The organism is Microcystis sp. LE19-131.1A, from assembly GCF_027532015.1.
Lineage (GTDB): Bacteria > Cyanobacteriota > Cyanobacteriia > Cyanobacteriales > Microcystaceae > Microcystis > Microcystis ichthyoblabe_A.
This window is the reverse complement of the sequence record NZ_JAPZSS010000190.1, coordinates 1-14,445: the sequence shown is the minus strand read 5'-3', so window position 1 is coordinate 14,445 and position 14,445 is coordinate 1. Positions and strand designations below refer to the sequence as shown.

Annotated in this window: 16 protein-coding genes; 8 read left to right on the top strand and 8 right to left on the bottom strand. The window is 41.2% G+C overall.

Features of this window, described 5'->3' with window-relative positions; all coding sequences use genetic code 11:
- Positions 1–6: 6 nt before the first annotated feature.
- The 4 genes from O9323_RS14565 to O9323_RS14550 form a co-directional block, all read right to left on the bottom strand.
- Complete coding sequence (locus O9323_RS14565; RefSeq protein ID WP_288125332.1) at positions 7–1,017, bottom strand: RpnC/YadD family protein; 1,011 nt, start codon at positions 1,015–1,017, stop codon at positions 7–9.
- A gap of 258 nt (positions 1,018–1,275) precedes the next feature.
- The gene (locus O9323_RS14560) at positions 1,276–2,391 is read right to left on the bottom strand and encodes a TIGR03032 family protein (RefSeq protein WP_288125331.1); all 1,116 of its coding nucleotides are present in this window, start codon (positions 2,389–2,391) and stop codon (positions 1,276–1,278) included.
- A 371-nt stretch (positions 2,392–2,762) separates the two neighbouring features.
- Positions 2,763–3,101, bottom strand: a complete 339-nt coding sequence (locus O9323_RS14555) for a XisI protein (RefSeq protein ID WP_002732736.1) — start codon at positions 3,099–3,101, stop codon at positions 2,763–2,765.
- Positions 3,086–3,505: an element excision factor XisH family protein gene (locus O9323_RS14550; protein WP_002764234.1), complete on the bottom strand. Its 420-nt coding sequence runs from the start codon at positions 3,503–3,505 to the stop codon at positions 3,086–3,088. Before O9323_RS14550 ends, O9323_RS14555 begins: the two co-directional genes overlap by 16 nt.
- Positions 3,506–4,122: 617 nt before the next feature.
- Here O9323_RS14550 and chrA point away from each other — a divergent pair.
- Positions 4,123–5,280 (top strand): chromate efflux transporter, encoded by a 1,158-nt coding sequence (gene chrA, locus O9323_RS14545; protein WP_149107120.1) that lies wholly within the window; start codon positions 4,123–4,125, stop codon positions 5,278–5,280.
- Positions 5,281–5,532: 252 nt separating this feature from the next.
- Here chrA and hisG read toward each other — a convergent pair whose 3' ends face one another.
- From hisG to deoC, 3 genes are all read right to left on the bottom strand, one after another.
- Entirely contained in the window at positions 5,533–6,180 is a 648-nt protein-coding gene (gene hisG / locus O9323_RS14540) for an ATP phosphoribosyltransferase (protein ID WP_002794444.1), read from the bottom strand.
- A gap of 60 nt (positions 6,181–6,240) precedes the next feature.
- Positions 6,241–7,032, bottom strand: a complete 792-nt coding sequence (locus O9323_RS14535; RefSeq protein ID WP_149107119.1) for an HAD family hydrolase — start codon at positions 7,030–7,032, stop codon at positions 6,241–6,243.
- A gap of 150 nt (positions 7,033–7,182) precedes the next feature.
- Positions 7,183–7,860 (bottom strand): deoxyribose-phosphate aldolase, encoded by a 678-nt coding sequence (gene deoC / locus O9323_RS14530; RefSeq protein WP_288125330.1) that lies wholly within the window; start codon positions 7,858–7,860, stop codon positions 7,183–7,185.
- A 159-nt stretch (positions 7,861–8,019) separates the two neighbouring features.
- Here deoC and acnB point away from each other — a divergent pair, with 159 nt between their 5' ends.
- The 7 genes from acnB (at position 8,020) to O9323_RS14495 (ending at position 14,270) form a co-directional block, all read left to right on the top strand.
- Entirely contained in the window at positions 8,020–10,629 is a 2,610-nt protein-coding gene (gene acnB, locus O9323_RS14525) for a bifunctional aconitate hydratase 2/2-methylisocitrate dehydratase (RefSeq protein WP_004158815.1), read from the top strand.
- Positions 10,630–10,643: 14 nt separating this feature from the next.
- The gene (locus O9323_RS14520) at positions 10,644–10,964 is read left to right on the top strand and encodes a DUF2584 domain-containing protein (protein WP_223210942.1); all 321 of its coding nucleotides are present in this window, start codon (positions 10,644–10,646) and stop codon (positions 10,962–10,964) included.
- 6 nt (positions 10,965–10,970) lie between these two features.
- Complete coding sequence (locus O9323_RS14515; protein ID WP_061431512.1) at positions 10,971–11,801, top strand: hypothetical protein; 831 nt, start codon at positions 10,971–10,973, stop codon at positions 11,799–11,801.
- A 72-nt stretch (positions 11,802–11,873) separates the two neighbouring features.
- A complete protein-coding gene (locus O9323_RS14510) occupies positions 11,874–12,050 on the top strand; it encodes a hypothetical protein (RefSeq protein ID WP_002785471.1) in 177 nt (58 codons plus the stop codon).
- A gap of 99 nt (positions 12,051–12,149) precedes the next feature.
- Positions 12,150–12,293, top strand: coding sequence for a hypothetical protein (locus O9323_RS14505; RefSeq protein ID WP_002761373.1), 144 nt, complete (start codon positions 12,150–12,152; stop codon positions 12,291–12,293).
- Between the two features lie 70 nt (positions 12,294–12,363).
- Positions 12,364–13,557, top strand: a complete 1,194-nt coding sequence (locus tag O9323_RS14500) for an AAA family ATPase (protein WP_004158802.1) — start codon at positions 12,364–12,366, stop codon at positions 13,555–13,557.
- Positions 13,557–14,270 carry a TOPRIM nucleotidyl transferase/hydrolase domain-containing protein gene (locus O9323_RS14495; protein WP_004158799.1) on the top strand — a complete coding sequence of 238 codons (714 nt, stop codon included), beginning with the start codon at positions 13,557–13,559 and terminating at the stop codon, positions 14,268–14,270. Before O9323_RS14500 ends, O9323_RS14495 begins: the two co-directional genes overlap by 1 nt.
- 62 nt (positions 14,271–14,332) lie before the next feature.
- On the opposite strand, the gene O9323_RS14490 is transcribed toward O9323_RS14495, so the two are convergent.
- A partial coding sequence (locus tag O9323_RS14490) for a transposase (RefSeq protein ID WP_071784045.1) occupies positions 14,333–14,445 on the bottom strand: 113 nt, incomplete at its 5' end.

Genomic DNA, 14,445 nt, shown 5'->3' with positions numbered 1-14,445 from the left:
CCCACACTACTTATTTATGATGATACTAAAAGACTTCCTACACTCCTCAAAAGAATTTACTATAAGTGCGGCTTTTAACATCTCTTCTAAAACCGAAATAACTGAAGCATCATTGAGACATTGTCCAATATCTCCAGGGATATCGCCTAGTCGGTTTTCCAAAACTTTTTTCACAAAATCACGAGCATTTTCTAACGCTCCAATTTCCTTACCAATTTCCTTACCGCGTTCTATTCCTCGTAACTCACCAATTTCCTCACCAATTTTCCTTCCTCGTAACTCCATATTACTTATTAAAGGCATGGTTCTTTCCTCCTCAAATTGTTTGATTTTACTCTCTAAACTTTCCTGTAATTTAGTTGATAGAGTCATCATTGTGTCGATGATTTCAAATAATTTAATTATTTGTTCCCTCTCGAACTCCTTTTCATATAATCCCCTGATTAACTTCCACTTCCACTGTTCCCGTTCTGGCAGCTTCCCAGTAGTCGCTTTTGTTTTCAGGTGTGCCATGACTATTATAGCAAAGGGATTGCTACTTGTTTCTAGTTCTGACCAGCTTTCCTCGTAGTCCAGTAATTTGACTGTTGGGAATTTGAGGCTGACTTCACAACCAGCAATGGTATAATTATAGGAATCTGGTCGCCAATTTACTCGTTCATCTCCTAATATAGCGAGACTGATAACCGGTTTCTGATACAAATCAAAGGCACGATAGTTATAAATATACATCCTCTGGGGGAAATTTTCTTCGTATTGACTTTGAATTTCAATATGAATCAAAATCCAGATTTCTTCTCCCCTGAGTAACCAGACTTTATAGAGTTTGTCAGCGAAACGTTTTTTTGTTTTAGCGGAAGCGGTAATCCGTTTGAGTTCTTTTTCTAGGGATTCGGGAATTTTTGTCCAATCGATTAATTGGTGAACTTCGGGAAAGAAGAAGTATAAAAACGCTTCAAAATACTCGGTTAATGCTTCTTTCCAGGTTTCATCATAATTGGCGGTTGTTGGGTTCATGGCAAGTCGCTACCAATTGGAAAGTTAGGCACTCATCTAAATCTATTATTCCCCATAAATATCATCAATGCTACTTGTCGTCACAAAACTTCCCATTAGAGCAACCTACATCTACATCTTTGTTCTAACATTTATTGGTCAAACTATATAATGCCGTCAGATTGCCGGGGGAGGAGTTACCTAAACTGGGGAAGATATCCTTAACTAAAAAAGGAGTTGACATGATTTTTTCCTGAATAAAGGGTGAAAATTAAACAATTAAGACCCTAAAGAAGGCACCATCCACACTGATTGAGCGCCGTCGAGGTCGGTATCTGGTCCAATTAGCGCTGGGTTGCGGTAGCCCGGCAGCACGGAGACGGCGAAAACCTCCTCCACGCCGCTATTGAACCAAAAAGTCGCCACCAGTTGACTGGTAGCCAGGTTGACAATAGCCAACCCGCACCGCAATTGATTACGTCGCTCATCCAGGGGTAAACCGCCAAAAATCGCAGTTTCCCGGATTTGGGACAACCCGACAAAGGCGTGACCTTCCCAACAGTCTAAACCCCGGGTAAAACCGGGCAATTCCGCCACGATTTCCGTGCTACCAGTTTGGGGATGCCAACGGTTCAAGGTTCCATAACCGGAATTGAGGAAATAGAGATTACCCTGGTAAAGACGGGGAGAATGGGGCATGGCTAAACCCCGCAAAATCACCTCTCCCCTAGCCACATCAATTAAGCATCCGCCCTGGGCCTTATTCTCTCGCCAGAGGCTTTCCTCGTTGGTTTCCCCCAATGCCGTTACATATACGGGAGTGCCGCTATTTTCAGCCATAGCCAAGCCATTGAGGTGGCAGCGGTCTCCGGGGACTAACTCGGTAATAAAGGGCGGTTTCCACTGGGGGAGAAAACTCCAATTTCCTTCGATAGTTGCCAGACAGTTAAATAGGGTATTGACCACCCAAAGGCGATTACTGCCAAAGGCCAAATCATGACCCATAATCGGACCGGTGAGGTGAGAGGAGCGGGCCAAAAAGGCGATATCCTGTTCCCCTTCGGGTTTAATCTGGGGGGCAATCTCTCGATTAGCGGGTAAATTCCAAATTGCCTGACGAGCGCCCACAGCAATTCCGGTAGCGGTTCGGGTTAAACCCATTGCTTGGTCAAAATGGGCGAAACTCACCCGTATTTGTCCTTGATAAGTGCCAATGCTGGCCACTCGTCCCGCTTGGTAGGTGGAAATCAACACTGAGAGGTCAAGCTGGTTGAGTAATTCCGGCAGATTGAGGCTGTACTCATAATTGACCGGCACTGCTTGGCGCTGAGATGGACTCGCTGCTGGCTCTTGGGTATCTGAAAACTGGTTAGTCTTGGGCGGCAAGCTGTCCATAGAGTTTTTTTGGCATGGATTAGAATCGATTGTGATAATTGATTATTGTTTATGGTTTGTTGACTAAGGGGTTCTAATTAATCCCCCCTTGCCCCCCTTAATAAGGTTTGATCCCCCCTTGCCCCCCTTAATAAGGTTTGATCCCCCCTTGCCCCCCTTAATAAGGGGGGTGGTGATGGGTTTCAGTTGGCATTAATGGGTTCTATTATAGACAAATTAATCAATATTATTTATAAAGTTTTCTTAACTTTTTTTGTATCAAATTTACCTGAACGGTAGTATTAAATACTTATGATTGAGTTTGTATAAAACACTTTTGCAATTTAAGCTTGTGTATAAAGTTTTATACACAGATTCAACATTTCTGGTCACTAAGCCACAGCAAATCCCGTATATTTGCGTATTTTAGGATAACGAAAACCCAGGACTATATCTTCTTTGGGAATACCTGCCTCCATCAAATCAGTAGCTATACCTTCCTCCGTTTCATCACATTGAATCCAGACTTTATCGACAACCAAGCTAAGGTGAATTGGTGTTGCATGGAGATACTTATTGCCACTCCAACCGAAATCTAAAACTAGATAATGTCCTCGTTCATCATCAAATATAACCTGAGAAGTGTAGCCATCAGGTAAAGTAGCACGATAGTTAGCATGATTCTGGAGAACAGTCTTAATAATACCTTGATATTTTAATCGGGTATCCATTGCACGATTACCTCACTTTCATCATCAAAGACAATTAATTTCACAATCTGATTCTTTAGCAATACCTGCCCTAATTCTATACTAAAAACACTGTTAAAAGTTGGCTGAGATATGGCCAGATAAAGAACTCGCTCAACTTTCATCTCGTTAAGGATTTGACGATACAAGACGTACTGCCCCAAAGCTTGCTGTAAATCCTTTACGTCAGACTGTCCTACAAAGCTTTTCACTTCAACGACAATTTTCCGCAATTCTTTCTCCGCACTGATTAAGCGTTCTGCTCCCAAATCAGCGGATAAACGCTTCTTGCCAATTTGAAGTGGAAAAGGATCGTGAGTGATTGCCCACCCGTCCTTCTCTAAAGCAAGTTTTACAGTGTCGTGGTAAATATCTCTTGCAGACACAAAAATTCAGAGGATAAATACTCTAATCAGCAGTATAGCAAATTTTTCTGTTCTCAAGACCTCTTGTAAAAATCAAAAGACGAGTGCCTACAGCAATTCCGGTAGCAGTTCGGGATAATTGACCGACACTGCTTGGCGCTGAGATGGACTCGCTGCTGGCTCTTGGGTATCTGAAAACTGGTTAGTGTTAGGCGGCAAGCTGTCCATAGAGTTTTTTTTGCATGGATTAGAATCGATTGTGATAATTGATTATTGTCTATGGTTTATTATGGTTTCAGTTGGCATTAATGGGTTCTATTATAGACAAATTAATCAATATTATTTATAAAGTTTTCTTAACTTTTTTTGTATCAAATTTACTTGAACGGTGGTATTAAATACTTATAATTGAGTTTGTGTAAAAAGCTTTTGCAATTATGGAATTTTGGAATTGACGAGATCTGGCTAAGTAGGTAGGTGTTAAAAGTTGTCAGACACCCCCCTTATCAAGGGGGGCAGGGGGGATCGAACCCAAAATCTATCTTCAATTTAACTATAACTACTTACTTAATAATTTAACTTAAGCTTATTCTTTTGGATATAAACTTGATTCTAGAAAAACTATTGGTAATCAGAAAATGCTGACTTCATCGCCTCCCAATCTCTCGCAGCTTGCCCTTTTATTTCTCAAAATCGGCATTATCGGTTTTGGTGGTCCGGCTGCCCATATCGCTTTAATGGAGGAAGAAGTGGTTAAGCGTCGCGGTTGGATGACTAAGGAGCGATTTCTCGATTTGGTGGGGGCAACTAATCTGATTCCTGGTCCTAATTCCACGGAAATGGCTATTCATATCGGTTATATTTTTGGTGGTTTAGCGGGTTTAATAATCACGGGGGTTTGTTTTATTACTCCTGCGGTGTTAATTACGGGTTTTCTAGCTTGGATCTATACTACCTACGGGACTTTACCGGATGTGGCTCCGATTTTTGCGGGGATTAAACCGGTAGTAATTGCGGTGATTTTTCAGGCACTCTGGCGCCTAGGCAAAAAGGCACTGAAAACCCGTCAATTACTCTTCATCGGATTGGGAGTTATCGGATTATTAATCTTAGGTTTAAATGAAATTATCGCTTTACTGTTAGGGGGAATTATCGGGATGTTTATCCTAAAAAAATTCGCTACTTTCCCCCTGATTGTGGCAGGAATAGGCGGTGCAACGGCGGTTGCTGCTCCTAGCAATATCCCACCGACATTAACAGGATTAGGGCTATTTTTTCTCAAGGTGGGTAGTGTTTTATTTGGTAGTGGTTATGTGTTAGTTGCCTTTTTAGAAGCGGATTTAGTGCAGGGGAGAGGATGGTTAACCCGACAACAATTATTAGATGCTATTGCTATCGGCCAATTTACCCCTGGTCCGGTGTTATCTACAGCCACTTTTATCGGTTATCAAATATTAGGAGTATCGGGGGCAATTGTGGCAACTCTAGCGATTTTCTTTCCTTCTTTTATCTTTGTTTTATTACTTAATCCTCTCATTCCTAAGCTGAGAGAATCGGTTTGGGCGGGTGCTTTTTTAGATGCAATTAATGCTAGTGCCGTGGCTTTAATGGTAGCAGTTATTTTTAATTTAGCCCTAGCTACTTGGTTACAACCCTACGGGAATTTACCTTTTAATTTATTGGCTATCATTCTATCTCTTATCTCCGCTATTCTTTTACTACGTTTTCAGGTTAATTCTACTTGGTTAATTCTGGCTGGTGCGCTTATTGGTTTACTATTGAAACAATTAGGTTAGGGGGAAATAAGTCAATGGTTCTAATTGAATATTAAGATAGATTTTGCCTTTTATCCCCCCTTAATCCCCCCTTAATAAGGGTTGATCCCCCCTTAATCCCCCCTTAATAAGGGTTGATCCCCCCTTGATCCCCCCTTAATCCCCCCTTAATAAGGGTTGATCCCCCCTTGATACCCGCTTAATAAGGGGGGTGCTGATCCCCCCTTAATCCCCCCTTAATAAGGGGGGCGCTGATCCCCCCTTAATCCCCCCTTAATAAGGGGGGCGCTGATTCGTTAAACTGAGCTTTTCTACCCAGTTGTAGATCTGATCGCGATTTAGTCTATAGCTTAGAGGATGGGCGATTAATCGAGCGCTACTAGCAAATAATTCGGCAATTTCTACTAAACCATTTTCGCGTAAAGTTCGACCGGTGGAAACTAGGTCAACTATCGCTTCTGACATCCCCGTAATCGGGCCTAATTCTACGGAACCATAGAGAGGTATAATCTCGACGGGAATATCTAAACGACGAAAATAATCCTTAGCACAATTGACAAATTTTGAGGCAACTTTACCGTGATGGGGAATATCTAAGGGACTTTGATAGGGACTATCAGCAGGGACAGCTACCGACATCCGACAATAACCAAATTTTAGGTCAATTAAATTAGCCACATCGGGAGATTTTTCCAATAAAATATCATAACCGGCGATGCCTAATTGTGCCTGACCGTATTCTACATAAACTGGTACATCTGTGGCTCTTACTAATAACGCTTTCGCTTGGTTAGTGGGGTCGGTAATCTGTAATTGGCGATTTTTTGAGTCAAGAAAGGCACTAAAATCTAAGCCAATCTTTTGAAATATTTGGATACTTTCGTTTAGTAAAGCACCCTTCGGTAAGGCAATTGTTAGCATAGAGGGAATTATGAATTGGGGTGTGGGGTTTTTCAGTGAACAGTAAACAGTAATCAGTAATCAGTGAACTGAAAATTCGCCTCTGATAACCGAGATGGCAGTAAGTTCTCTAATGACCACATCAGCTAATTGTAAATCTTGATGGTTTTCCGGTTGCCAACTAATTGCGATCGCAGCTGCTGATTTTGCCTGTTTAGCCATTTCCCAATCGGCCCTAGTGTCCCCTATCATCAGGGTTTTGTCCACTGGGGTCCCCAAAGCTTGACAGGTTTCTTGCAATAATAAGGGATCGGGTTTACTTAAACCTCGATCGCAGCCCCAGGCAATTTTAACATAATTTAATAGGCCATTTTCCTTGACAAATTGCTCAACTCGTGCTGTGGTATCGGAGGAAAGAATCGCCAATTGTAAACCGGCCGCGTGCAGATAACGAATTACTTCTAAACATTGGGGATAGAGGGGATTTAAGCGGGGGGGAACCTTTTCATCGGCCGCTTGAAAGGCCGCTTTTGCGATCGCCATGGCCGTTAACCAATCCCGGCCGGTGGAAGCAATACAACCGGCAGCGACGATATGATTATCTCTGCGGCTGCCCACTGCCATTAAACCAGCAGGATTGAGACTATTTGCCCCAATACCGAAAGTTTTGGTTAATAAAGACTCTAAACCAGGGATTTGTGATTCAATGGCTTGTATCCGGGCTATAGCTCGATCGTACCAGAAAGCTCGCGAATCCTCTAGCGTACCGTCCTTATCAAAAACAATCCCTTGAATATCTCTAAATTCTCGATTACCACAGCGAATTATCGGCAAATAAACCCCCTTATTTTTATCTATATTGTCAGTCATCATTTTAGCTTTCAGGATTAAGGAGACAGGATTCAGGAGACAGGAGATTATTTCTATTTATTCTCCCCATCCCCCCACTTCCCCACTTCCCCACACCCCACTTCCCCACACCCCACACCCCACTTTCCTATACCTTTTAAACAGGATTTAGTATTACTCCTCAAAGGCAGCTTTTTGCTGACGGACTAAATCGACACCGAGGGAAGTTCCCAGACGGGTGGCCCCGGCCTGGATAAGAGCGAGCGCTTGTTCAAGGGTGCGAATTCCGCCGGATGCTTTAATTCCTACCCGGCCTTTGCTAATTTCCTTGAGAAACTTCACATCGCTAACCGTTGCTCCTCCAAACCAGCCGGTACTGGTTTTTAGATAACTCACTCCTGCATCCATGCAAATTTCTGCCGCTAAACGTTTCTCGGTGTCCGTTAGTTGCGAGGTTTCCAGAATCGCTTTCACTGTCTGGCCAGTTTCCTGACAAATACTAGCAATTTCTTGGAATAATTCCTCGGATTTCCCATCTTTTAGCCAACCGAGATTAATAACCACCTCTAACTCCTTAGCACCATTATCTACGGCTTCTAAAGCCTCATAACGTTTAACTGTGGAGGTAGTGGCCCCTGCGGGAAAACCAATCACGGTAGAAACTAAAGTTTTTTTGCCGTGGAGTAACTGCACCGCTTGCTTAACGGCAGCGGGATAAACGCAGACGGTGGGAAAATGATATTGATCAGCCTGTTGACAGTAAGCCTCTAATTGTTCCCTGGTGGCGGTGGGGATGAGGAGAGAATGGTCGATATATTGTGCTAAATCTAGATCAGAATCGGTGATAGCCATTATCTACGCCTCAATATAGTCAATCGATCGCTATTTTCTCATTTTATGGAAGTCACACAGCAAAGTCATGTCTCGCTAACCTAGAAATTCCGAGACTAGCAAAAATCCAGTAACCTAGGAAGAAACCGTCACAAGTGAAGACTAGGAGACAATAGACCTATGTTAGAAGCGTATCATCAGCACGTTGCCGACCGAGCGAAATTAGGTATCCCTCCCCTTCCCCTCAACGCTCAACAAACGGCGGAATTATGCGAAATACTCAAAAATCCGTCCGAAGAACTCAAAGGAGAATTGCTGACCCTGCTGCGTGACCGTGTTCCCCCCGGAGTTGACGAAGCGGCCTACGTTAAAGCGGGATTTTTAACAGGAATTGCCAAAGGTGAAATAAAATCTAGCGTTATCTCCGCTCAGGGTGCGGTTAGCTTACTGGGAACCATGGTAGGTGGTTATAACGTTCATTCTCTGATTGAACTGCTGAAATCCAGAGATATTAATATCGCCGCCGCTGCTGCCAGCGCTTTAAGTAAAACCCTGCTGGTATTCGACGCATTTAACGAGGTTTTGGAATTATCCGACACCAATCCCTATGCTAAACAGGTCATCGATGCTTGGGCCAATGGCGCTTGGTTTATCGCTAAACCGAAACTTGCTAAAGAAATTACCGTCACCGTCTTCAAAGTACCGGGAGAAACCAATACAGATGACCTATCTCCTGCCCCCCATGCCACCACCCGGCCCGATATTCCCCTCCATGCTTTGGTAATGTTAGAAACCCGTCAACCCGGGTCCTTAGAAACCATTGCCGAATTGAAAAAATTAGGTCATCCGGTCGCCTATGTGGGGGATGTGGTTGGGACTGGTTCCAGCCGAAAATCGGCAATTAACTCGGTTCTCTGGCATATCGGCGATGATATTCCCTTTGTACCTAATAAACGTGCTGGTGGCTATATTTTAGGCAGTAAAATCGCCCCTATCTTCTTTAATACTGCTGAAGATTCCGGCGCTTTACCGATTGAATGCGATGTTAGCCAAATGAACACGGGGGATGTGATTAAAATCTATCCCTACGAAGGCAAAATCACCAACGAAGCGGGAGCAACTATTAGCACTTTTAGCCTCAAACCTGAGACAATTCTGGATGAAGTGCGGGCCGGCGGTCGTATTCCCCTATTAATCGGTCGCAGTCTCACCGATAAAACCCGTCACGCCTTGGGACTTGAGGCTAGTACCCTATTTACCCGTCCCACTATGCCTAGTGACACGGGTAAAGGTTACACCCTAGCGCAAAAAATGGTCGGCAAAGCTTGCGGTTTACCCGGGGTGCGGCCGGGTACTTCCTGTGACCCGATTATGACCACGGTAGGGTCTCAGGATACCACCGGCCCGATGACCAGAGACGAGTTAAAAGAGTTAGCCTGTTTAGGTTTTAGCGCCGATTTAGTCATGCAGAGTTTCTGTCACACGGCAGCCTATCCCAAACCGGTTGATATTCAAACTCATCACCAATTACCGGACTTTTTCTCTACCCGGGGTGGGGTGGCTTTACGTCCGGGAGATGGCATTATTCACTCCTGGTTAAATCGGATGTTATTGCCGGATACGGTGGGGACTGGAGGCGATTCTCATACTCGTTTTCCCCTGGGAATTTCCTTTCCTGCGGGGTCGGGTTTAGTGGCATTTGCGGCCGCTTTGGGAGTAATGCCTTTGGATATGCCGGAATCGGTTTTAGTGCGTTTTACGGGGGAATTACAACCCGGTGTAACTCTGCGCGATATTGTTAATGCTATTCCCTACGTTGCCATGCAAGAGGGCAAATTAACCGTGGAAAAACAGAACAAAAAAAATGTTTTTAACGGTCGCATTATGGAGATGGAAGGGCTGCCGGATTTGAAATTAGAGCAGGCTTTTGAGTTAACCGATGCCACGGCGGAACGTTCCTGCGCTGGTTGTACGATTAAGTTAAGTACCGAGACAGTGGCGGAATATTTACGCTCTAATGTGGCTCTGTTAAAAAATATGGCAGCTCGGGGTTATAGTGATGCCAAAACTATCCTACGTCGGGTAGCAAAAATGGAACAATGGTTAGCTAATCCCGTCCTGATGGAGGCGGATAAGGATGCCGAATATGCGGATATTATCACCGTCAACTTAAACGAGATTAAAGAACCCATTGTTGCCGCACCCAATGACCCCGATAATATCAAGTTAATGTCGGAATGCGCCGGGGATAAAATCGATGAGGTGTTCATCGGTTCTTGTATGACTAATATCGGTCATTATCGCGCCGCCGCTAAGATATTAGAAGGAGCGGGAGTTGCTAAGGCTAAACTGTGGATTTGTCCCCCCACCCGCATGGATGAAAAACAATTGCGCGATGAGGGAATGTATGGCATTTTTGCCGCTTCTGGGGCCCGTACTGAGATGCCTGGATGTTCCCTTTGTATGGGTAATCAAGCGCGGGTTGAAGACAGAGCGACGGTATTTTCTACCTCGACTCGTAACTTCAATAATCGCATGGGAAAAGATGCGCGAGTCTATCTCGGTTCCGCCGAATTAGCAGCGGTTTGTGCGCTGCTGGGACGCATTCCCACCGTTGAGGAATACCTGGCAATTGTCACCGAGAAAATTAATCCTTTTGCCAGCGATTTATACCGCTATTTGAACTTTAATGAAATCGCTGGTTTTGAGGATGAAGGCCGGGTAATTCCCCTAGAAGATTTACCTAAGATTGAGGATATCTTAGGGATTCCTTCCGGTGTTTTGAGTTAGTATGAAGGTTTAGGGTGAGCTATGAAAAGCTCACCTTCTGCTCAGAAAATAAAGAGGTAAAATTTATGGGAATGCCCTGTGAAGTGAATAGTATTTTAAAGTTAAAACCATCTCAAGGTTATCCAGAAAGTTTGGAATTATCTAAACAGTATCAAGGGAGCAAAGAAGATTATAGAATTATTCCTGTTGATGTTCCAATTCCTTTGGTAAATGAACATTGGGTCGCCTACGCAGATGTTATCATTGAAAAATTAGTTTGGGAAAATCGTCAAACAACAGTTTTATTTAGAATTGATAGGATTTATCCAGTCCCTTTTATTGTCAAAGAAACTTGAAATTAGATGAAGGATCAACAACGAATAATTATTGCAAGAATTATTAAGTATGAATTTGATTATTTTCTCAGAAAATTCAAGCCTTGGGAAAAACTCATATTTTTGTTATACTTAATAGTAGCAATTGTGACAGGTTTAGGGGATGCAAGTTCATTTTTTACAGGAGAGAATAGTCCTATACCTAGGGAATGGAAATTATTAAAAAGTCCTCAAATAGTTACGATTATATCTATTATTATCTTAGGAATTCCTGTTCTACTCTCTCAAACACAGACTGGACAAGATACTGTTGAACTTTTAGAAACAATTCGCTTAAACATTGTGCCAGCAATCAGTAGTTCTTTAGAAGAATTATCTGTTGATATAAAACAAAAATTTAATCTACAGGGCAATATCAGAGTATCCTTGTGGATACCAGTGAGACAAAAGTTATTTACTTGGAATCTCCAAATGGTATGTAAAACTAGCAATGTATCTGATAGGGAACTAGAGGCACTTTTTGAATTAGATGAAGGGGTAATTGGTTACACATACCTGAAGACTATAAGAAAGTATGCTTTGGAGTTTGTTGATATTTCTAATTCCCAGCAATTACCGTCTTCTTATGTCCCTCTCCAAAGAGACAATGAACTATTAATTAATCCTCATATAAAAATTGTGTTAGCTGTAGCTGCACTGCAAAAAAGTTCTATTCTGGGACTATTAGCTGTTGATACCGATGATAGTGCGGATTTAAGCTCAATGAATGATAGAAATCTACATAGTAGTATTTTAGACTGGATGACACAATACAATAACGTTGTTAAATTACTCTGGAGAATGAAGAATAATGTCTAGGGTATTGACTAGGTTAAGCAATTAACTCATGATAACAGTAGGGGTAAGACCTAAACCATAGAGGAAACTATTATGTCTGAGTCACTAAAACAACAGAGACAAGCACCTAGTTTAAAGTTAATTGAAATATTAGAAGATGGTAGTGCCAAAACTTTTATCTACGAAGATCCCGAAAAAAAGAACAAATCCAGCTTTATTGCTCGAATAAAGGCTAAAATACAACAAAAACTCAGACCATCAGCTAATTAGTTCTTATGTATTTGCCAGATCATTTGTACACAAGGGGGTTATCTACCCCCGGATTTGTTTTTATAGTCATGACCGATTAGTTTGATACATTCTAGATATATGAAGCTCTTATCCTGTCTAGTATTAATATTCTCAATCTTAATTGAAATCGCTGGTTTTGAGGATGAAGGCCGGGTAATTCCCCTAGAAGATTTACCTAAAATTGAGGATATCTTAGGGATTCCTTCTGGTGTTTTGAGTTAGTATGAAGTTTAGGGTGAGCTATGAAAAGCTCACCTTATTGACGATTTTTGCGATCAAGGAGATTAAAATCATGAAATTAGACCAATTTGAATATATTTCTAATCGAGGGGAACCTAGTGAATGGCGAATTGATGGATGTCAGTTAGGCAATATTAATTTAATCGTTGGTAAAAATGCCAGTGGAAAATCAAGAATTGTCAAAAGTATATATAAGCTATCAGAACTATTATCTGGAAGTGAAAAATTTGATCCATCTTTTAGAAAGGATACATGGCATTTATTTTTTGATTGCACCACAAATTGTAAAACAGAATATTTTCTAGAATCAGAAAATGGAGAAGTTCTCCAAGAAAAGCTAATTATTGGTAGCAAGCAACTTTTAGAAAGAAATGAGTCGGCAGAAGGTAGAATTTTTGCCCAAGAACTTAATCAGTTTATGCGCTTTCAAACACCTAAAACAGAATTAGCAGTAGTTAAGCGTCGAGATACTATCCAACACCCTTTCTTGGAAGATATTTATAAATGGTCTAGCTCTCTAAGATTCTATGAATTTGGAACACAACTGGGAAAATATACCCTAGCTAAATTGCCGCCAACAACAGAATTATTAAAAGCTAAAACAGATACTAAAGATTCTGATTATGTTGTTGAAATATTTGTGCTGGGAAAACGAGAACATAGTGAATTCACTCAAAGAATTATTGACGATATGAATAGAATCGGTTATCAAATTACAAAGATAGAAACTAAAGTACCGAGTTTTTTCAAGTCTAATATTTCGCCTCTTGAAAATTCAGACGAGGATTCAGACAATTTACCAAAGTTTTTGTATGTGCAAGAAGATGGGTTAAAGTCTGTCACGGAACAATCGGAAATATCTCAAGGAATGTTCAGAGCTTTATCATTATTTATTCAGATTAATTACGCTATTTTGTCAGATCAGCCTAGTTGTATTATTATTGATGATATCGGGGAGGGTTTGGATTTTCAACGATCTTCAGCTATAATTAAACTTTTAATTGAGAAGGCGAAAACAGGCTTAGTGCAACTTATCATGACCACTAACGATGAGAATATCATGAATGGTGTTCCTCTTGAATATTGGTCTGTTATCGAACGACAACCCGGAGTCGCTAAATTACATAATTACTCTAATTCTCCCGAACAATTTGAACAGTTTAAACATATTGGACTGAATAACTTTGATTTTTTTGCTAGTGAATTTTACTTGCAGGAACCTAATTCAGAGGAAGTGATAGATTGATGTCAAAGAAAAAACTAGCGATTTTTGTGGAAGGACAGACCGAAAGAATATTGATAACCAGGTTACTTCAAGAAATTGCAGGATACAAAAAAGTTTCTGTGGAAGTTTATCAAGTGCGCGGGGATAAAGCTAATCGCAAAATTGAACCGCTAAAATCAAATTCTATCGAAGTTGCTCCTTTCTTTATTCTTTTGTACGATTGCGGATGTGATTTTCATGTACTTTCCGATATAAAAAAACAACATGATAGTTTAACTAATAATGGTTATGAAAAAATTTTAGGTTTACGAGATTTATATCCCGAAACTCTAGAAAATAGAACTAAGGTAGAAAATGGCATTAAAGGATTTTTAAAACCTTTACTTCAGAACAAGGGAATTCCCATTTCGATGATTTTAGTGATTATGGAAATCGAAGCTTGGTTTTTAGGTGAATACAGTTTTCTGACTAAAATAGATAGTTGTTTAACATCTAAGTTTATTCTAGACAATTTAGGTTTCGATCTAAATGCCCTAGATGTAGAACAAATACCACATCCTAGTCAAGTGCTGGACAGTATTTATCAATTAATACAACGAAGCTATGATAAAAGCGAAACGACTGTGGAAGAAATAGCTAGTCTCCTAAATTATGAGTTTATATATTTGCATCTAGTTGAAAAGATTAAACAACTCAAGCAGCTTATTGATGCAATTAACCTTTTTTTACAGTAAAAATACATCTACAGCGTTTCTCATCAAGATAAAGTGGGCTCTTCGTTACCCTTTATGCTAAATCAACATACAAGATGCCAAGATAACATACTTCTAACCCAAAAATTCCGAAAGTTTCTAAAGCCATAGCCTCTCCGTTTTATTAGTTTAAGTTTATTGTTGATTCCCTCGACCA